Annotated in this window: 17 protein-coding genes; 8 read left to right on the top strand and 9 right to left on the bottom strand. The window is 66.0% G+C overall.

Going from position 1 to position 17,995, the window contains the following annotated elements; translation table 11 throughout:
• Nucleotides 1-176 precede the first annotated feature (176 nt).
• Nucleotides 177-437: an SPOR domain-containing protein gene (locus QQK25_RS09540; protein ID WP_284187706.1), complete on the top strand. Its 261-nt coding sequence runs from the start codon at nucleotides 177-179 to the stop codon at nucleotides 435-437.
• Between the two features lie 66 nt (nucleotides 438-503).
• On the opposite strand, the gene QQK25_RS09535 is transcribed toward QQK25_RS09540, so the two are convergent.
• The 5 genes from QQK25_RS09535 to QQK25_RS09515 form a co-directional block, all read right to left on the bottom strand.
• Complete coding sequence (locus QQK25_RS09535) at nucleotides 504-722, bottom strand: hypothetical protein (RefSeq protein ID WP_153159728.1); 219 nt, start codon at nucleotides 720-722, stop codon at nucleotides 504-506.
• Between the two features lie 74 nt (nucleotides 723-796).
• Nucleotides 797-3,010 (bottom strand): putative bifunctional diguanylate cyclase/phosphodiesterase, encoded by a 2,214-nt coding sequence (locus QQK25_RS09530; RefSeq protein WP_284187705.1) that lies wholly within the window; start codon nucleotides 3,008-3,010, stop codon nucleotides 797-799.
• Nucleotides 3,011-3,061: 51 nt separating this feature from the next.
• Complete coding sequence (locus QQK25_RS09525; protein WP_284187704.1) at nucleotides 3,062-5,143, bottom strand: ATP-binding protein; 2,082 nt, start codon at nucleotides 5,141-5,143, stop codon at nucleotides 3,062-3,064.
• 193 nt (nucleotides 5,144-5,336) lie between these two features.
• On the bottom strand, nucleotides 5,337-6,476 hold the full coding sequence (locus QQK25_RS09520) for an EAL and HDOD domain-containing protein (RefSeq protein WP_284187703.1): 1,140 nt from the start codon (nucleotides 6,474-6,476) through the stop codon (nucleotides 5,337-5,339).
• 21 nt (nucleotides 6,477-6,497) lie between these two features.
• Entirely contained in the window at nucleotides 6,498-7,526 is a 1,029-nt protein-coding gene (locus QQK25_RS09515) for a CDP-6-deoxy-delta-3,4-glucoseen reductase (protein WP_284187702.1), read from the bottom strand.
• Nucleotides 7,527-7,568: 42 nt separating this feature from the next.
• Here QQK25_RS09515 and QQK25_RS09510 point away from each other — a divergent pair, with 42 nt between their 5' ends.
• Genes QQK25_RS09510 through QQK25_RS09500 form a run of 3 tightly spaced genes read left to right on the top strand, consistent with a single transcriptional unit; the run spans nucleotide 7,569 to nucleotide 10,083 of the window.
• Nucleotides 7,569-8,450, top strand: a complete 882-nt coding sequence (locus tag QQK25_RS09510; protein ID WP_284187701.1) for an SDR family oxidoreductase — start codon at nucleotides 7,569-7,571, stop codon at nucleotides 8,448-8,450.
• A 23-nt stretch (nucleotides 8,451-8,473) separates the two neighbouring features.
• The gene (locus QQK25_RS09505) at nucleotides 8,474-8,890 is read left to right on the top strand and encodes a CopD family protein (RefSeq protein WP_284187700.1); all 417 of its coding nucleotides are present in this window, start codon (nucleotides 8,474-8,476) and stop codon (nucleotides 8,888-8,890) included.
• Nucleotides 8,891-8,916: 26 nt separating this feature from the next.
• Nucleotides 8,917-10,083, top strand: coding sequence for a THUMP domain-containing class I SAM-dependent RNA methyltransferase (locus tag QQK25_RS09500; protein WP_438696432.1), 1,167 nt, complete (start codon nucleotides 8,917-8,919; stop codon nucleotides 10,081-10,083).
• A gap of 100 nt (nucleotides 10,084-10,183) precedes the next feature.
• Here QQK25_RS09500 and QQK25_RS09495 read toward each other — a convergent pair whose 3' ends face one another.
• The gene (locus tag QQK25_RS09495) at nucleotides 10,184-11,317 is read right to left on the bottom strand and encodes a PilT/PilU family type 4a pilus ATPase (protein ID WP_284187698.1); all 1,134 of its coding nucleotides are present in this window, start codon (nucleotides 11,315-11,317) and stop codon (nucleotides 10,184-10,186) included.
• 59 nt (nucleotides 11,318-11,376) lie between these two features.
• Nucleotides 11,377-12,420, bottom strand: a complete 1,044-nt coding sequence (locus QQK25_RS09490; protein WP_284187710.1) for a type IV pilus twitching motility protein PilT — start codon at nucleotides 12,418-12,420, stop codon at nucleotides 11,377-11,379.
• Nucleotides 12,421-12,549: 129 nt separating this feature from the next.
• Between QQK25_RS09490 and QQK25_RS09485 the strand changes: the two genes are divergently transcribed.
• The 4 genes from QQK25_RS09485 (at nucleotide 12,550) to QQK25_RS09470 (ending at nucleotide 15,007) form a co-directional block, all read left to right on the top strand.
• Nucleotides 12,550-13,242, top strand: a complete 693-nt coding sequence (locus QQK25_RS09485) for a YggS family pyridoxal phosphate-dependent enzyme (protein ID WP_284187697.1) — start codon at nucleotides 12,550-12,552, stop codon at nucleotides 13,240-13,242.
• A 74-nt stretch (nucleotides 13,243-13,316) separates the two neighbouring features.
• Entirely contained in the window at nucleotides 13,317-14,129 is an 813-nt protein-coding gene (proC, locus tag QQK25_RS09480; RefSeq protein WP_284187696.1) for a pyrroline-5-carboxylate reductase, read from the top strand.
• A gap of 11 nt (nucleotides 14,130-14,140) precedes the next feature.
• On the top strand, nucleotides 14,141-14,713 hold the full coding sequence (locus tag QQK25_RS09475) for a YggT family protein (protein ID WP_153159717.1): 573 nt from the start codon (nucleotides 14,141-14,143) through the stop codon (nucleotides 14,711-14,713).
• A 3-nt stretch (nucleotides 14,714-14,716) separates the two neighbouring features.
• Nucleotides 14,717-15,007 (top strand): DUF167 domain-containing protein, encoded by a 291-nt coding sequence (locus QQK25_RS09470; protein WP_284187695.1) that lies wholly within the window; start codon nucleotides 14,717-14,719, stop codon nucleotides 15,005-15,007.
• Between the two features lie 113 nt (nucleotides 15,008-15,120).
• Here the strand turns inward: QQK25_RS09470 and QQK25_RS09465 are convergent, their stop codons facing one another.
• Both QQK25_RS09465 and aceB read right to left on the bottom strand, forming a co-directional pair.
• Entirely contained in the window at nucleotides 15,121-16,032 is a 912-nt protein-coding gene (locus QQK25_RS09465; RefSeq protein WP_284187694.1) for a PEP-CTERM sorting domain-containing protein, read from the bottom strand.
• 359 nt (nucleotides 16,033-16,391) lie between these two features.
• Nucleotides 16,392-17,990 carry a malate synthase A gene (aceB, locus tag QQK25_RS09460; RefSeq protein ID WP_284187693.1) on the bottom strand — a complete coding sequence of 533 codons (1,599 nt, stop codon included), beginning with the start codon at nucleotides 17,988-17,990 and terminating at the stop codon, nucleotides 16,392-16,394.
• Nucleotides 17,991-17,995 lie beyond the last annotated feature (5 nt).

Here is a 17,995-nt window from a genome sequence, read left to right as displayed (position 1 = left end):
CGGCCCGCAAGCGTGACGCGGCGCCTGCCGCTGTGGCCCCGGCGGTTGCGCCCGTGGCGCAGGCAACGCAGCCTCGTGGGGTGGCCGTGCCTTCTGCCGCCCCTTCGACGGCTACCCCCGCATCGACACCGGCAACGGCACCGGCCGCGGTTGCTGCACCCGCGCCGGCTGCGGCGGTGCCCGCACCTGTTGCTGTGGTCAAGGCGCCTGTCGCGAGCGAAACCCAGGGCGGCTACGCGGTCCAGGTGGGGGTGTTCGGGACGGCGGCTCAGGCCGAGGCGCTGCGTTCCCGGTTGTCGGCGGCGGGCATCCCGGCCCAGCTGGAAACCCGGGTGGTGGTGGGGCCTTTCAACGACCGGCGTGACGCCGTCGCGGCCCAGAATCGCCTGCAGGACAAGGGTTTTTCTGCCGGGGAGCTGATTCCCTTCCGGCGCTGAAGCTGTCTTCCGTAATCCCGAGCGGCGGGCCGTGTGGTCCGCCGCTTGCCATTTACGGCGCCGGTTTCAGGCGCTGACGATGGCGAGCGCGTGCCCCGTGCGGCAGTGCAGGGCGAGCTGCCTGTCGCTGCCCGGGCGGGCGGCCCAGACCGCGGCGGCGTCGCCCAGGGTGCGGGCGATCTCGTAGCCGCGCTGTTTGAGCCACGACGGGTCGATGTGTTCGGCGACCAGCCTGGGGGCTTCGGGCTGGCGGGGGGAGGCGAGGATGAGGCGGTAGATTCCCATGGCGAGGACCTCGAGGGTTCGACGATGGGGCAAATCTAGCGGCGAAACATGACGGTTTGAGGTGGCTTGGCCGTTCAGGATGCGGCGGGCACCCCGTTGTTTCCGTGCCCCATGCGGGAGGGACGGAAATCCCGCAGGAGGCGGGTGGCGGCTTCGGCATCCACCGGCCGGGAGAAGTAGAAGCCCTGCATCTCGTCGCAGCCCATGCCGTCCAGGGTCTGCATCTGTTCGCCGCGCTCGACGCCTTCGGCGGCCAGGCGGATGTCGAAACCCTGGGCGATGCCGGCGATGGCGCTGATGATGGGGTGGTTGCCGTGGCCGTTCATGTCCCGCACGAAGCTGCGGTCGATCTTCAGGCGGGTGACGCCGAAGCGCTGCAGGCTCACGAGGGACGAATAGCCGGTGCCGAAATCGTGGATCGACACGCCGACGCCCAGTTCGCGCAGGTTCTGCAGGCGCGGGGCGACGCGCTCGGTGTTCTCGAGGAGCAGGCTCTCGGCGATCTCGAGCTCCAGGCTGCCGGCGGCGAGACCGTTGCGCGACAGGGTGCGGGAGATGGTGTCGGAGAGGTCGGACTGGTCAAAATCCCGCGACGAGAGGTTGGCGGTGAGGCGCAGGTCGGGGAACTGGCGGCGCCACACGGCGAGCTGCGCGCAGCCGGTTTCAAGCACCCAGCGGCTGATGTCGTGGATGATCCCGGCTTCTTCGGCAAAGTGGATGAAGCGCGACGGGGCGACGATGCCGTGGGACGGGTGGCGCCAGCGCACGAGGGCTTCCATGCCGGTGATGCGGTCCTGCGAGAGGCTGACCAGCGGCTGGTAGTGCAGCTCGAATTCGTTGCGGCTGATGGCCTGGCGCAATTCCTTTTCGAGGGACACCCGCGTGCGGTAGCTGGCGTGCATGTCCGGCGAAAAGAAACTGTAGGCGTTGCGGCCGTCGCCCTTGACCTGGTGCATCGCCACGCTGGCGTGCTGGACCAGATCCTCGGCGGTGTCGCCGTCTTCGGGGTGGAGCGCGATGCCCATGCTTATGGTGATGAGCACTTCGCCCTCGCTCAGGGGGAAGGGCTTGCGGAAGGCGAGCAGCACCTTCTCGGCGATGGCGCGGGCGTCTTCCTGGTCGTTGATGTCGGGCAGCAGAACCACGAACTCGTCGCTGCGGTGGCGGGTGAGGGTGTCGCCGCGGCGCAGGCACTGCTTGAGGCGCAGCGCGACGGAGCGGAGCAGGGCGTCGCCTTCGCCCTGGCCGTGGGTTTCATTGACCTGCTTGAAGCGGTCCATGTCGATGAACATGACCGCGATGAGCCCCTTGCGCCGCTTGGCCTGGGTGATCGCCAGGTTGAGGCGATCCTGGAAGAGCTCGTTGTTGGGCAGCTGGGTGAGCGGGTCGTGGTAGGTCTGGTAGCGCGGGGTCGCTTCGATGGTGCGCAGCGCCGGCAGGCTGCGGGCCGCGCCGTAGGTGCCGGCGTAATGGGACGGCGAGCGCGATTCGACGCTGTTGTAGATGCCCATCGCGTTGAGCACGACGGCCACTGGCCCGGTGTCGTCGCCGTCGGCCCCGTAGGGGTTGCGGGCGAGGCGCAGCTCGATGTTGATCGTGGCGCGTGGGCCGGTGCGCCGCTCGTTGAACGCATAGCGGGCCCGTTCGAGATCCTCTGGGTGGACGATCTCGGAGAAGTGCTTGCCGATCAGGGCGTTGCGGGGATGGCCAAGCAGCGACTCGATGCGCAGGTTGAGGTAGTTGAAGCGGCCTTCGGCGTCGAGGGTGTAGATCAGGTCGAGGGAGTTCTCGACCATGTAGCGGTGCATCTGCTCGGACGACTGGAGGCGCTGCTGGCTGAGTCGGTGGGTGCGCTCGGATTGACGCTTGAGGAGGGCGCCCGTCACCGCACGGCGGATCTGGTCGGCGCCGTAGGGCTTGATGAGGAAGTCGTCGGCACCGCGGCGCAGGGCCCCGATGGCGGCCTCCATGGATTGCTCGCCGCTGATCATGATGACGGATTCGCGGCGGTCGTTGCTGAGCAGCCAGTCCATCACCGCCAGGCCCGAGGCGTCGGGGAGGCGGAAATCCAGGATCAGCAGGTCGTAGGAGCGGGTGTTGAGGCGAGCGAGTGTCTCGGCGACGGAACCGCAGTCCTCGATCAGCCGGTCGCTGCCCTGCAGGAGGGCGCCAACCGACCGTCGCAGGGACGGCTCATCGTCGACGACTAGGATTCGGGTAAGAGACTCTGCCGACGTTCGCCGGTTTGCCTCTGTCGGGAAGGAAGTTCCTTCCCAGGGGATGACCATTGTGACTCCCGGACATGGCTCTTCTAATTGGCGCGGCAATGATGCATCAAGTCAGTGGGTTGCCGCCAGTGGCATGAAGATCTGGAATACGGTCCCGGAGCCCGGCTGGCTGCGGCACAGGATGGTGCCACCAACCGCGGCAACCAGTTCGCGGACCAGCGGCAGGCCCACGCCACCACCCGGCTTGTCGCTGTTGCGGGCGCCCGGGTTGAAGAGGGTTTCGATGCGCTCGGGGGCGAGGCCCGGGCCGTTGTCGACGATCCGGATCTCCATGCACTGGCTGCCGTTGGCGTTGATGCCGGCAACGGCCGACACGGAGAGCTTGCCCCCTTCGGGGATCGCCTCGGCGGCGTTCTTGAAGAGGTTGAGGAACACCTGCTTCAGGGCGTCGGGCGGAATTGCGGCGGCGGGCAGGTTGGGCGAGGTGCGCAGCTCGAAGTTGATCCCCTTGCGGGCGAACAGCGCTTCGCCGTACAGGGCGCGCAGGTCGTGCAGGATCTCGGCGACGCCGCTGTGGGCGGGGCCGGACGGGGTCATCGAGGTGAAGTCGCTGGCCTTGCGCACCAGGGCGCCGACGCGGTCGAGTTCTTCGCTGAGCAGGCCAAGCTGCTCCTTCAGGGTCGGGTCTTCGACGCGCTCGTCGATCAGGCCGAGGTAGGTCTTGATGACGGTGAGCGGGTTGCTCGCCTCGTGGGCAATGCGCCGGGCGTGATCCACGTAGCGGCGGGCGATGCTGTCTTCCAGGTCGAGGCGCATCTGCTCTTCGGCGCGGCGCTCGGAGATACGGTTGGTTGCGGCCTCGGTGACGGAGCGGCGCAGGGCGGGCTCCATGCCGGTGCCCGGCTGCTCGGCGCCGGCGCAGGGGAACACGGCCACGCCGGTCTCGTTGGGGTTCTGCCAGGGCACGCAGAGCAGGCCGTCGCTGTCGAGCCAGCGGGCCAGCTGCCAGTCGGCGGCACACTTGCCGGGAGGGCGCGGGCCGCTCTGGTAGCGGGCTTCGGCGTTGTTACGGTAGGCCTCGGCAACGGCGCTGTGCTCGTCGCGGGCGGAAATCCTGATCTGGTCGAGGCCCGGGTGGGTGATCGTCGGCGCGCCCACGAGGGCGTCGTCGCTGTCGGACTTGACGAACAGCACCGGGGCGTCGAGGCCAAGGAGCAGGCGGGTGGCCACGTCGAAGCTCTGACGCGCGGTGGCCGCGTCGACAAAGGCGCTGCGGGCAAAGGCACTCAGCGCGGTGCGGGCGATGCCGCTGTCCATGTTCTCGCGCTCGGAGTCGGTGCCCGGGGTGGCCCAGGGCAGGGTGAGCATGGTCGGCTCGACGATGATCTCGAGGCTCTTGACCATGTCCTGCATGCCGCGGGTGGTGTCGGCGAGGACGCTGACCAGCACGCTGCCGTCGATCTTGGTGAGGCGGCTGGCGCCTTCGAGGCTGGCGGCGGACTGGCTGCCGCGGTAGCTGGCGAGCTCTTCGGCGGCGGCGATCACGCGCACCAGCGGGTGGGCGGTATCGACGGCCTCTGGCTCGGCCTGGTGCAGGGCGATGGCGTCGATGATGCCCAGCGGGAAACCGCAGCGGGCGGCGAGGTCGGCGGAGATCTCGGCGTGGTCAAGGCCGTAGCGTTCCCATTCGGCGGAGGACAGGCTGCGCTCGTCGATGGCGTCGGCCAGCACGCGGCCGTACTGTTCGCCGTATTCATTGAGCCACAGCAGGCCGAGGTCGTGGAGCAGGCCGGCGGAGCGGGCTTCGTCGGGATGAGGGTAGCCGATCTCGCGAGCGAGATTGACCGCCAGCTCGGCCACGAACAGGCTGTGCATCGTGTGATGCCGGTGGGCGCGGGGCGAGATCCGGTGCTGGGGCTGCTGGATCATGTGGCGCAGCGCCCACGCCTGCAGCAGGCCGGCGTCGATCCGGTCGAGGCGCTCGATGAGCACGTCGATGAGGGCAATAGAAAAGTCGCTCTTGCTCAGCGGTGCTGTCAAAAGCAACTCGAAAACCATCACTGGATCGAGGATAATGACACGTGCAATATCGTGTCGGGATGCATCGCCAGCCGAAAGTATCCGCAGCAGCGCGGACGCGGTTTCCCGCAGCGCTGGCAGACGCGATGTCGGTGCAGCTAGGGGACGTCGCATTTTGGATATTCGGGTGGTGGGCATGAATGAAGCACGTATTTCACAAATTTAGTGCTTTGAATTCTAACCGTACCCTCCCGGCTCTCGCCTGTGACTTATGCTCGCCCGCACCGGCGCTTGCGCTTCCGAGCGTGACCCAGTTCGCGACGTTGTGAAGAGTTTGCGTCCCGGCCCGCCTTTGGCAGCGCGGGATTCAGCCGAACTGCAGGCTGTCCGCGAACGAGAGCGCTTCAAGATGTGCCCGGTTGATGCGTTCCGGCGTGATGTGAAGATCATTGGCAAGGGATGCCAGATTCTTGTCGTCGAAGCTCTCCAGTGCCCGCGCGAGTTTGAGAAAAGGTGCATAAACGCCATCTCCGCCCAGCAGGGCGTCGCAAATCGGGGCGGGAAGGTGCATTTCGTCGAGCGCCGACTGAAGGCTGGCCCCCAGCAGCAGGTGAAGCATCGAGAACGCGCCGGTGATGAACAGGTTGTCGAGTTCGGCTTTCTCGAAGAAGGCCGCGCCGATCTGCTCCATGAAGCGCCCGCGGGCGATCGCGGTCTGCATCAGGGCCGGCGCGGACGGATCGCGACTGGCGGAGATCAGCAGCACCGACAGCCACTTGTGGAGCTTGTCGTAGCCAAGGATCGACACCGCGTGGCGGAAGGACTGGATCTCGCACATCAGCCCGAAACCGGCAGAATTGATGTAACGCAGCAATTTGTATGACAGCGCCACATCCTGCTTTAGGACATTTTCAATTTCCTTGACTTCAGCATTTTTGCGCACCAGATTGAGCAGCCGGACGATCTGGGCGTGGGACGGTGCGAGCTTGCCGTCGGTCTTGACGCCGTGCAGGAAGAACCAGCCCGATGCGCCGTCGTAGCCGCCGACGATTGCATTGCGGAACGCGGGAACGTCTGGCAGGCCCCAGGCGAGCGCCAGGCCGGGCGGAGCGATCGGCACGGGCTGCCGCTTGGCGTCGATGATCACGAAACGCCATGCCACATCCGGCGGGACGATGGTGTCGGGCTGATGCCAGGTGAGGTTGAGGCTGATGCCGGCGGCCTGCAGCTTGGGAATCAGTTCGAGCGTGAGCGGGTGGGCGATGGCCTGGGTCGGGATCTCCACCATCGCGTTGGCGGGGGCTTTCCAGCCGAGGAGATCCGGCGTGGGCACCAGCCGGTAGAGGCTCACGAAGACCGGATGGGTCGTCGGCCACACATCCGCCAGCTCCGACAGGGTTTCCACTGCCTGAGCAACGGACGTGGCGTGGACGATCAGCCGGTTGGCGGTGATCTTGTGCTGCTTGTTGATCACCGGTTCGCGGGTGATCAGGACGGCATTGCTCATGGGTGGGGTTCCGGTGCCGGCTCAGCCAGCCTTGGCGTCGTTCGAGAAGCTGAAGGCGTCGGCGTGGAAGGCGTCGGCAGGCAGGCCGCACTGGCGGGTGAGGTCGGCGCGGGCGGCGTCGATCATCGCCGGCGAGCCGCAGGCATAGACCTCGTGCCCGGAAAGATCGGGCAGGTCGGCCATCAGGGCGGCGTGGGCGAGACCGGTGCGGCCGGTCCAGCCGTCTTCAGCCGGGCTGTCGGAGAGCACGGGCACGAAGCGGAAGCCCGGGAGCCTGTCTTCCCAGCCTTTGGCCACGTCGAACTGGTAAAGCCCGGCGAGGTTGCGGCTGCCCCAGTAGAGCGTCATCGGGCGCTGGATGCCGGTGGCGATGGCGTATTCGACGATGCTCTTGATCGGCGCGAAGCCGGTGCCGCCCGCGAGCAGCACGATCGGGCGCCGGGAGCTTTCGTCGAGCCGGAAACCGCCCAGCGGGCCTTCGAAGCGCAGGATGTCCTTCTCCTTGAGCTTCTCGAAGACGTGGGTGGTGAAGAAGCCGCCGGGCACATGGCGGATGTGCAGTTCGAGGTGATCGGCGCCGGTCGGGGCGTTGGCGATGGAGAAGCTGCGGCGCTTGCCGTCGGCGAGCAGGAAGTCGATGTACTGGCCGGCGATGAACTGGAACTTCTCGGTGGCCGGCAGGCGGATCTCGAGGACGATCACGTCGTCGGCGGCACGCTCGAGCTTCTGCACGCGGCAGGGCAGTTTCTTGATCTGGATCTCGCCGGCGCGGCTCACCTGGCGCACCTCGAGGGTGAGATCGGAGCGGGGGCGGGCGCAGCACAGGAGCGCCATGCCGGCCGCGCGCTCGGCTTCGGTCAGCGTGCCTTCGCCAAAGCGGCCCAGGTCCAGGTCGCCGGAGAGCACCTTGCTCTTGCAAACTCCGCAGGCGCCGTCGCGACAGCTGTAGGGAAGCAGCAGGCCGGCAGCAAGGGCGGCTTCGAGAACGGTATCGTCAGCCGAGGCGGGGAATTCGAGTCCGCTGGGCTGGAGGGTGACCTGGAACGACATGATGGGTGGCCGTGAGATAATCGTTAAATGAAACGTCGAAAAATGAAGCAAGTCCTGATCGTCGGCAGTGGCGATGTGGCGCGCCGGATCATCCCGTGGCTGCAACGCCGCTTTCGCGTGTGCGCCGTGGTGCGCCGCCCTGAAGAACGTGCGGCCCTGCGGGCCCTTGGTGCGACAACCCTGATTGCCGACCTGGACAAGCCGGAAAGCCTTGGAAGGCTGGCCGGCATTGCGGACTACGTCCTGCACTGTGCTCCACCGCCCAATCTGGGTGGTGACGATCCGCGCACGCGCAGTCTTCTCGCTGCGCTGACGCGTCGCGCGAGTCTACCACGACGGATCATCTACATAAGTACCACGGGCGTGTATGGCGACTGCGCCGGCGCCTGGCTGGACGAGTCCCGTCCGCCCCGTCCGGCCTCGGCCCGGGCGGTCCGGCGCGTTGCAGCCGAACGCCACCTGCGGCGATTTGGCGGGCGTACCGGATGCCGCGTCAGCCTGCTGCGGGCGCCCGGCATTTACGATGGCGCCGAGCGCCTGCCGGTGGCCCGACTTGAAAAGGGCGAGCCGGTGCTGGCCCCCGAAGACGACGTGTTCACCAATCACATCCATGCCGACGACCTGGCCCGGCTGCTGGGGCTGGCGCTGTTCCGCGGCCGGCCCAACCGGGCCTACAACGCGTCGGACGACAGCAGCCTGAAGATGGGCGAGTACTTCGATCTGGTGGCCGATGCGGTCGGCCTGCCGCGCCCGCCGCGCCTGCCCCGGGCCGAACTGGCCGGGCGGCTGTCACCCCTCACGCTGTCGTTCATGTCCGAATCGCGGCGCCTCAAGAATGACCGCATCAAGCGGGAACTGCGCGCCCGCCTGATGTATCCGACCGTCGCCGACGCCCTGCGTGCGCGCCGTCTGGCGGTTTCCTGATTTTTCCCTATCGAGCCCACATCATGCTTTTTCTGAGTATCAAAGCCCTGCACATCATCTTCGTCACCAGCTGGTTTGCCGGTTTGTTCTACCTGCCGCGGCTGTTCGTGAATCACGCCATGGCCACCGACAAGGCCACCCTCGATCGCCTGGCACTGATGGAGAACAAGCTCTACCGCTTCATGACGCCCCTGGGCATCCTCGCAGTGGCGCTGGGGATGTGGCTGTGGTTCGGCTTCGGCTTTGCCGGCGGCTGGCTACACGTCAAGACGATGCTCGTCACCTTCCTGATCGTCTACCACCTGTATTGCGGCCGGCTGATGCGGGCCTTTGCCGAAGGGCGCAACACGCGCAGCCACGTGTGGTACCGCTTCTTCAACGAGGTGCCGGTGCTGGTGCTGTTCGCCTGCGTCTTCCTCGTCGTGCTGAAGCCCTTCTGATCGACCGAACCTGATTTCCGAACCGGATTGCTGCCTTGAACTTCTTTGCCCCTTGCCCCCGCGGCCTCGAGCCGCTTCTTGCCGATGAACTCCGCGCCATCGGCGCCACCGATCCGAAGGCCGTGCCCGGCGGCGTGCAGTTTTCCGGCGACTGGGCGCTGTGTTACCGCGCCAACCTGGAAAGCCGGATCGCCACCCGCGTGCTGTGGCAGGTCTCGATGGGCCGCTACCGCAACGAGGAAGATGTATACCGCATCGCCTACGCGCCCACCTGGGCCAAGTGGTTCACGCCCGACGAGACCATCCGGGTGTTCGTCACCGCCCACAAGTCGCCCCTGCGCAGCCTGGAGTTCGTCACGCTCAAAATCAAGGACGCGGTGTGCGATCATTTCCGCACCATCGTCGGGCGCCGGCCGGATGTGAACACCCAAACGCCGGACATCCGCGTGCATGCCTTCCTGTCGGCGGATACCGTCACGCTGTATCTGGATACGTCCGGCGAGCCGCTCTACAAGCGCGGGTTCAAGTCGGCGGCCGTCGAGGCGCCGCTGAAGGAGAACCTGGCCGCCGGCATCCTGCGCCTGACTGGCTGGAAGCCGGGCGAGGAGGCCTTGTGCGACCCGATGTGCGGCAGCGGCACTTTCCTGATCGAAGCGGCCCAGATGGCCCTCGATGTGGCGCCGGGCCTGGGCCGGCATTTCGCGTTCGAGCGTTTCAAGCACTTCGAGCGCGACACCTGGCTGCCGATCCGCAAGGCGGCCGACGCCCGCCGGCAGGCGCCGCGCCCGCTGGCGATCTACGGCTCGGACATCGTCGAGGATCAGGTGCGCAAGAGCTTCGTCAATCTGCGCAGCGCGGGGCTGGAAGGCTGCGTGGAGCTGGAGCGGATGGATCTGCTCGACCGCAAGGCGCCGGCGGCGAGCGGTGTGCTGGTCGCCAACCCGCCCTACGGCGTGCGGCTGTCGGATACGTCGGAGCTTGAAGCCTTCTACCCGAAACTGGGCGACGCCCTGAAGGCCAACTGGAGCGGCTGGCGCGCCTACTTCTTCACCGGCGACCCGCTGCTGCCCAAGGGCGTGCGCCTCAAGGCCAGCAAGCGCACGCCGCTCTTCAACGGCGCCATCGAATGCCGGCTGTTTGAATATCTGATGGTGGCGGGCTCGGCGCGCAAGCCCAAGGGCGGGGAAGAGTAAGGCGTCAGGAGGCCGCTATTGATCAATGTGCGCTGACGACCGTCAGCGCACGAACGATCAGCAAGACCGCCTCACTCCTCTCTCATCGCTCCTCACAGCTTCAAACAATGTCCAGATTCTGGATGCCTGAGAGCACGTCGCGGTCGCCGCGCTTGCTCTTGAGCTTGATCTGCAGGCGCAGGTCGTTCATCGAGTCGGCGTTGCGCAGGGCGTCCTCATAAGTGATGAGGTTGCGCTCGTAGAGATCGAACAGGCTCTGGTCGAAGGTCTGCATGCCCAGATCGCTGGAGCGCTTCATCACTTCCTTGATGCCCGGGATCTCGCCCTTGAAGATCAGGTCGGAGATGAGCGGCGAGTTGAGCATGACTTCCACCGCCGGCACCCGGCCCTTGCGGTCGCACATGGGCAGGAGGCGCTGGGAAATCAGCGCCCGCAGGTTGAGCGACAGATCCATCAGCAGCTGGTGGCGGCGCTCTTCGGGGAAGAAGTTGACGATCCGGTCGATGGCCTGGTTGGCGCTGTTGGCGTGCAGGGTGGCGAGGCACAGGTGGCCGGTTTCGGCGAAGGCGATGGCGTAGTCCATCGTCTCGCGGTCGCGGATCTCGCCCATGAGGATCACGTCCGGCGCCTGGCGCAGGGTGTTCTTGAGGGCGGGTTCCCACGAATCGGTGTCGATGCCCACCTCGCGCTGGGTGACGATGCAGTTCTTGTGGGTGTGCACGAACTCGATCGGGTCTTCGACCGTGATGATGTGGCCAAAGCTCTTCTCGTTGCGGTAGTCGACCATCGCGGCCAGCGAGGTGGTCTTGCCGGTGCCGGTGCCGCCGACGAAGATCACCAGGCCGCGCTTGGACATGGCGATGTCCTTGAGCACCGGCGGCAGGCCGAGTTCGTCGAAGGTGGGGATCTTTTGCGGGATGGTCCGCAGGATCAGGCCGACCTGGCCCTGCTGGATGAAGGCGTTGGCCCGGAAGCGGCCAATCCCCGGTGGCGAGATCGCGAAGTTGCATTCCTTGGTGGCTTCAAACTCCGCTGCCTGGCGGTCGTTCATCACCACCCGGGCGAGCTCGGCCGTGTGGGTGTGGGTGAGCTGCTGGTTCGACTGGGGGACGATCTTGCCGTCGATCTTGATGGCGGGGGGAAAGTTGGCGGTGATGAAGAGGTCGGAGCCGTTCTTCTGAAGCATCAGCTTCAGCAGGTCGTGCATGAACTTGAGTGCCTGATCGCGTTCCATGGTGGATTCCTGTTGCGGCCGGCCGTGGCCGGCGGGGTCGAATTTGGGGCGGGCGGTGCTCAGACCGGGAAGCTGTCCTTGTTGGCGGCACGCAGGCGGGCCTCGGCGCCGGAGACGATGTTGCGGCGGACGAGATCGGCCAGGCACTGGTCGAGGGTCTGCATGCCGACGCTCTGGCCGGTCTGGATCGCGGAGTACATCTGGGCGACCTTGTTCTCGCGGATCAGGTTGCGGATGGCCGGGGTGCCGATCATGATCTCGTGGGCGGCCACCCGGCCGGCGCCGTCCTTGGTCTTGAGGAGCGTCTGGGAGATCACTGCGCGCAGGGATTCGGACATCATCGCGCGGACCATGTCCTTTTCGGCGGCGGGGAAGACGTCGACGATACGGTCGATGGTCTTGGCGGCGGACGAGGTGTGCAGTGTGCCGAACACCAGGTGGCCGGTTTCGGCCGCGGTGAGGGCGAGGCGGATGGTTTCCAGGTCGCGCATTTCGCCCACCAGGATCACGTCCGGGTCTTCACGCAGGGCCGAGCGCAGCGCCGCGTTGAACGATTGGGTGTCGCGGGCGACTTCCCGCTGGTTGATCAGGCAGCGCTTGGATTCATGGACGAATTCGATCGGGTCTTCGACCGTGAGGATGTGGCCGTATTCGTTTTCGTTCACGTAGTCGACCATTGCCGCGAGGGTGGTGGACTTGCCCGAGCCGGTCGGGCCGGTGACCAGCACGATGCCCCGCGGCTGGTTGGAGATTTCCTTGAAGATCTTCGGGCAGTTGAGCTCGTCGAGGGTCAGCACCTTGGACGGAATGACCCGGAACACCGCTGCCGCGCCGCGGTTCTGGTTGAAGGCATTCACCCGGAAGCGCGCCAGGTTGGGGATCTCGAAGGAGAAGTCGGTCTCGAGGAACTCTTCGTACTGCTTGCGCTGCTGGTCGTTCATGATGTCGTACACCATGCCGTGCACGTCCTTGTGGGCCAGGGCGGGCAGGTTGATGCGCCGTACGTCGCCGTGGACCCGGATCATCGGCGGCAGGCCTGCGGAGATATGCAGGTCGGACGCCTTGTTCTTGACGGTGAAAGCGAGCAGTTCGGTGATGTCCATCGTGGAGACTCGTGGCTGGAGGAGTGGGCGGGCGGCGCTTGCGGGCAGGCCCTCGGCCGGATTTCGGCTCAAGGGCCAATGCTATACTCAACGGCCCTTTCAGCCCGAAATTAAGCGTTGAGCAATTATATGTCAGGCCTTTCCGGCCGCCTCCAAAACCTTGTCACCCGCATTGCCCGGGCGGCTTCCGACGCCGGGCGTGATCCCGCGGGCATTCGCCTGCTGGCCGTCAGCAAGACCTGGCCGGCCGAGTCCGTGCGAGAGGCGGCGGCCGCCGGCCAGCATGCCTTTGGCGAGAACTACGTGCAGGAAGGCGTCGCCAAGGTCGAGGCGCTGGCCGATCTTGGCCTTGAATGGCATTTCATCGGCCCGCTGCAGAGCAACAAGACGCGGCCGGTGGCCAACAGCTTCGCGTGGGTGCATTCCATCGACCGGCTGAAGATCGCCCAGCGGCTTTCCGAGCAGCGCGACGTGTTCCTCCCGCCGCTGCAGGTGTGCATCCAGGTCAATGTGAGCGGCGAGGAGAGCAAGAGCGGCGTCTCGCCGGCCGAGCTGCCCGAGCTGGCCCGGTCGGTGGCGGCGCTGCCGCGCCTCAAGTTGCGCGGCCTGATGACGATCCCCGAACCCACGTCCGACGTGGCCCTCCAACGTGAGCGCTTCGCGACGTTGCGCCGGCTGATGGCGCAGCTTCGGGCCGACGGGCTCGATCTCGACACCTTGTCGATGGGCATGTCCGACGACCTCGAAGCGGCGATCGCCGAAGGTTCGACGATGGTGCGCGTCGGCACGGCGATCTTCGGATCGCGCAATTACACGAACTGAAACGCAAACTGATTCACCCGGCCCGGCGGCGCAGCTTGCCGGGCGTTTTCAAACCAATTGGTGGAACCGAAACGATGAAAATCACCTTCCTGGGCGGCGGCAACATGGCAGCGGCCCTGATCGGCGGACTGGTCAAGCAGGGCTTTGACGCGGCGGGCGTGCAGGTGGTCGAGCTGACCGCCGAAGGGCGCGACAAGCTCGCCGGGCAGTTTGGCGTGCGGGCGACCGACGCCCTCGACGACCAGGCGCTGGCCTGCGACGTGCTGGTGCTGGCGGTCAAACCGCAGCAGCTCAAGGCGGCGGTCGCGCCGATCGCCGGCCGGCTGTCGAGCCAGGTGGTGGTGAGCATCGCCGCCGGGCTGCGCCTCGCCGATATCGGCCGCTGGCTGGGCGATTACAGCAAGCTGGTGCGTGCCATGCCCAACACGCCGGCGCTGATCGGCGCGGGCATCACCGGCCTGTTTGCTGATGCTTCTGTCGATGCGGCGGGGCGTGCGGCGGCGGAGCAGGTGCTGTCGGCGGTCGGCAGCACCGTGTGGGTGCCGGCCGAAGCACAGATCGATGGCGTGACGGCGATCTCGGGCAGTGGCCCGGCCTACGTGTTCCACTTCATCGAGTGCCTGCAGGCTTCCGGCGAGGCCATCGGCTTCGACGCAACCACCGCCCGCAAGCTGGCCATCGACACCGTGCTCGGCGCGGCCAAGCTGGCGGCCGGCAGCGACGAATCCCCGGGCGTGCTGCGCGAGCGGGTCACCTCCAAGGGTGGCACCACCGAGGCGGCGCTCAAATCCTTTGCGGCGGACGGTTTCCCGGCCATCGTCGAGCGCGCGGTCAAGGCCGCCGAAGCCCGCGGGCTTGAGCTGGGCGACCAGCTCGGCCGCGACTGAGGAGGAACGCCATGCTCGGCAGCCTCCTCCTCACCCTCGTCGACACCCTCGGCGGGCTTCTCTCCGGCGTGCTCCTGGCGCGCTTCGTGATGCAGTGGCAGCGCATCTCCTTCCGCAACCCGATCGGCCAGTTCGTGGTGGCGACCACCGACTGGCTGGTGATTCCGCTGCGCCGCTTCATCCCCGGGCTCAAGGGGCTCGATCTGGCGAGCCTGCTGCCGGCGTGGGTGGTGCAGGTGCTGGTGGTGTTCATTGCCCTGGCGCTGCGCGGGGCCATCGAGGGGGCCGATCCCGTCGGGCTCCTGGTGGCCATGTGGGGTGTTGGGCTGCTCGAGACGGTCAAGGTCGGGCTCTATCTGCTGATGGGGGTGGTGCTGATGTCGGCGATCTTTTCGTGGGTCAATCCCCACGCGCCGCTGGCCGGCATCATCTACGCGATGGCCGAGCCTTTCCTGCGGCCCTTTCGGCGCATCATTCCGTCGATCGGCGGGGTGGATCTGAGCCCGATCGCGCTGCTGCTGGTCCTCCAGCTGGCGCAGAACGCGCTGGCGATGGGCAAGTACATGCTGCTCGGGCTGGCCTGAGGCATGGACTGGCTCAACCGGGCGGCGGATGGCAGTCTCGTCCTGAGCCTGCACATCCAGCCCGGCGCGAAGAAGACGGAGATTGCCGGCCTGCACGGTGAGGCGCTGAAGATCCGCCTGGCTGCGCCGCCGGTGGATGGCAAGGCCAACGCGGCGCTGATCGCCTTTCTGGCCAAGACCTGCGGCGTGCCCAGGTCGGCCGTCGAGCTGGTAAGCGGCGATACGTCCCGGACCAAGCGGGTGCGGCTCACCGGCGTCGATGTGGCCACCGTGGAGGCACTGGCGGGCGGTTGATGGCGGCGAGGCGGGACAGGCGCTGCGATTACGATCCTGAAAAATGAAAACGGCACCCTGCGCGGGTGCCGTTTTTTATTGTGCGAGGCCCGGGATTCCGGGCCCGGCAATGCTCAGCGCTGCTTGCGCTTGAAGCGGCGGATGGCCGCGAGCCCCAGCAGGCCGGTGGCGATCAGCAGAGGCGAGCTCGGTTCGGGGATGGCGCCGCCGCCCGTGCTGCCCCCGGAGGCGATGTCGAGGGTCTCGCCGAGGGCATAGCCGTAGGTGAGCGTCAGGCTGTCGCCGGCAGCCAGATCGCCCAGGTCAAAGCCGATACCGATCGTGTAGTCGCCGTTGCCGCTGTTGGTGCCGGCCAGGTAGGTGGCGGGGTTGGTGGCCCAACTGGCGCTGACGCCGGCCTTGTGGCGGTAGGTGGCGGCGGTGAAGGCGCAGATCGTCTGGCCGGTGCGGGCGCCCGTGGCGCAGGCCTGATCGTCGGACAGGGTGACGTTGGTGGTGTCGTACACGCTGTAGGCGTTGACGTCCGGATCGGGATCGAGCGTACGCAGGAAGTTCAGGCTGGTGAGGACGCTGGCGGTGTTGTTGGTCAGCGTGGTGGTGATCTCGATCGCAGAACGGCCGCCGATGGTGGTGAGCGAGTACAGGTTGCTCACGCCCAGCACGCCGTCGAGGGAGCTGGCGCTGGCGCTCACGACGGTGGAGGAGATCTGGTCGATGGTGAAGCCGACGAAGGAGTTCGAGCCGTGCCCGGTGTTGTTGCTCTGGTAGTTGCCGGCCGAAGAGGTGATGAAGAAGCCTTCGAGCGGGGTGCCCGGCGTCAGGAAATCGTTGATGCCGTAGATGCTGGAGCCGGTCGGGTCGAACAGGATGCCCGGAGAGACCGTCTTGTTGGAGCCGAGGGTGCCGTAGTCGCTGACACCGGCCAGAACGTAATCGTTCTGGAGGGTTCCCGTGGCCTGGGCAGTCAGCGGCAGTGCAAGGCTGAGAAGTGCTGCGCCGATGATCTTTTTCTGGGCGGATTTCATGGCGTTAGGTCCGGAAAATTGGAAAACGCCTGACGGATAGCAATATTTGTGCCCTATTTGTAAGTTTATGCAAATAAAGGGGAATCTTTTGTATGAAATTCGGTTTCTAAAACAACTGTAAAAAATTTCGACGGTATTTTGTGGAAATTTTCACGCCCCGATGGTGAAAACGTAGATCAAGTGATGATGTGCTTCCTGGCAATTTTTCGAGCCGCATGGCATGTGATGGGGCGGCGCTGGCGGCGAGCGTGCGTATGCCCAGCGTTTTTCGCCGGGAAGCCGCGGATTTCGCCGGAAATGAAAAACGGCGCCGGATTTCCCCAGGCGCCGTCTGATTCAGCAGGCTGGCCGCCGACCGATCATTCCATCGCTTCGTACAGCGGAAGGGTCAGGAATTCCGGGTATTCCGGGGTCAGGGACATCTTGTCGAAGATGACCGCGGCCTGGTCGTAGCTGGCGGTGTCCTCGCCCTGGGCGGTGACGGTGGCCTTCACCTTGGCGAGTTCCTCGGCGATCATCGGACGGACCATCTCGACGGTGACCTTGCGGCCGTCGTCCAGGATGCCCTTCGGGCTGACCACCCACTGCCACACCTGGGAGCGGGAGATTTCGGCGGTGGCGGCATCTTCCATCAGGTTGTGGATGGGCACGCAGCCGTTGCCGGCGAGCCAGGAGCCCAGGTAGTGGATGCCGACGTTGATGTTGTTGCGCAGGCCCGCTTCGGTGATCGGGGTGGTCGGGCGAAAGTCCAGCCACTGCTCGGGGCCGAACTTGCCTTCGACCTGCTTTTCCCACTGGTTGGGCTTGTCGCCGAGCACCTTCTGGAACTCTTCGGCGGCGATGGCGACGAGGCCCGGGTGAGCCACCCAGCCGCCGTCGAAGCCGTCGTTGGCGTCGCGGGTCTTGTCGTGACGGATGCCGGCCAGGGCCTTTTCGTTGGCTTCCGGATCATTCTTGATCGGGATCAGCGCGGACATGCCGCCCATCGCCGGGGCGCCGCGCTTGTGGCAGGCCTGCACCAGGGCCAGGGCGTAGCCGCGCATGAAGGGCACTTCCATGGTGATGGCGCTGCGCTGGGCCAGGCAGAAATCCTTGTTCTTCTTGAACTTCTTGATGCACGAGAAGATGTAGTCCCAGCGGCCGGCATTGAGGCCGGCGGAGTGGTTGCGCAGCTCGTACAGGATTTCTTCCATCTCGAAGGTGGCGAGGATGGTCTCGATCAGCACGGTGGCCTTGATGGTGCCTTGCGGCAGGCCGATGTGGTCCTGGGCCATCACGAAGATGTCGTTCCACAGGCGGGCTTCCAGGTGGCTTTCCATCTTCGGCAGGTAGAAGAAGGGGCCGGCGCCGCGGGCGATCTGTTCCTTGGCGTTGTGGAAGAACACCAGACCGAAGTCGAAGATGCCGCCGGAGACGCGCTGACCGTCGACGGTGACGTGCTTTTCATCCAGGTGCCAGCCGCGCGGACGGATCTGCAGGGTGGCGATCTTGTCGTTCAGCTTGTATTCCTTGCCGGCTTCGTTCTTGAACGACAGCTCGCGGCGGATGGCCTGGTAGATGTTGATCTGGCCCTGGATCTGGTTTTCCCACTTCGGGCTGTTGGAGTCCTCGAAGTCGGTCATGTAGGAATCAGCGCCCGAGTTGAAGGCGTTGATGATCATCTTGGCTTCGACCGGGCCGGTGATCTCGGTGCGACGGCGCTCAAGGGCCTTGGGCAGCGGGGCAACCTTCCAGTCGCCTTCGCGGATGTGCTTGGTCTCGGGCAGGAAGTCGGGCATTTCGCCAGCGTCGATGCGGGCCTGACGTTCGACACGGGCCTTCAGGAGTTCCTGGCGGCGGGGCTCGAAGGCGCGGTGCAGCTTGGCGACGAATTCGAGGGCTTCCGGGGTGAGGATGGATTCGTAGCCCGGGAGGATCGGGGCGTTGATCTGCATGCCGGCGGGAAGGGTGAGGCTCATGGTGA

The sequence above is a fragment of the Zoogloea oryzae genome (assembly GCF_030161255.1).
GTDB classification, from domain to species: Bacteria; Pseudomonadota; Gammaproteobacteria; order Burkholderiales; family Rhodocyclaceae; genus Zoogloea; species Zoogloea oryzae.
This window is presented reverse-complemented; position numbering and strand designations above follow the sequence as displayed.

Bases quoted from the DNA above. Each gene is read 5' to 3' on its own strand.
- QQK25_RS09505 (WP_284187700.1), top strand. From the start codon at position 8,474: ATGCTTTTTCTGAGTATCAAAGCCCTGCACATCATCTTCGTCACCAGC.
- QQK25_RS09475 (WP_153159717.1), top strand. From the start codon at position 14,141: ATGCTCGGCAGCCTCCTCCTCACCCTCGTCGACACCCTCGGCGGGCTT.
- proC (WP_284187696.1), top strand. From the start codon at position 13,317: ATGAAAATCACCTTCCTGGGCGGCGGCAACATGGCAGCGGCCCTGATC.
- QQK25_RS09495 (WP_284187698.1), bottom strand. From the start codon at position 11,317: ATGGAACGCGATCAGGCACTCAAGTTCATGCACGACCTGCTGAAGCTG.
- QQK25_RS09525 (WP_284187704.1), bottom strand. From the start codon at position 5,143: ATGCGACGTCCCCTAGCTGCACCGACATCGCGTCTGCCAGCGCTGCGG.
- QQK25_RS09485 (WP_284187697.1), top strand. From the start codon at position 12,550: ATGTCAGGCCTTTCCGGCCGCCTCCAAAACCTTGTCACCCGCATTGCC.
- QQK25_RS09515 (WP_284187702.1), bottom strand. From the start codon at position 7,526: ATGTCGTTCCAGGTCACCCTCCAGCCCAGCGGACTCGAATTCCCCGCC.
- QQK25_RS09465 (WP_284187694.1), bottom strand. From the start codon at position 16,032: ATGAAATCCGCCCAGAAAAAGATCATCGGCGCAGCACTTCTCAGCCTT.
- aceB (WP_284187693.1), bottom strand. From the start codon at position 17,990: ATGAGCCTCACCCTTCCCGCCGGCATGCAGATCAACGCCCCGATCCTC.
- QQK25_RS09520 (WP_284187703.1), bottom strand. From the start codon at position 6,476: ATGAGCAATGCCGTCCTGATCACCCGCGAACCGGTGATCAACAAGCAG.
- QQK25_RS09510 (WP_284187701.1), top strand. From the start codon at position 7,569: ATGAAGCAAGTCCTGATCGTCGGCAGTGGCGATGTGGCGCGCCGGATC.
- QQK25_RS09535 (WP_153159728.1), bottom strand. From the start codon at position 722: ATGGGAATCTACCGCCTCATCCTCGCCTCCCCCCGCCAGCCCGAAGCC.
- QQK25_RS09530 (WP_284187705.1), bottom strand. From the start codon at position 3,010: ATGGTCATCCCCTGGGAAGGAACTTCCTTCCCGACAGAGGCAAACCGG.
- QQK25_RS09470 (WP_284187695.1), top strand. From the start codon at position 14,717: ATGGACTGGCTCAACCGGGCGGCGGATGGCAGTCTCGTCCTGAGCCTG.
- QQK25_RS09490 (WP_284187710.1), bottom strand. From the start codon at position 12,420: ATGGACATCACCGAACTGCTCGCTTTCACCGTCAAGAACAAGGCGTCC.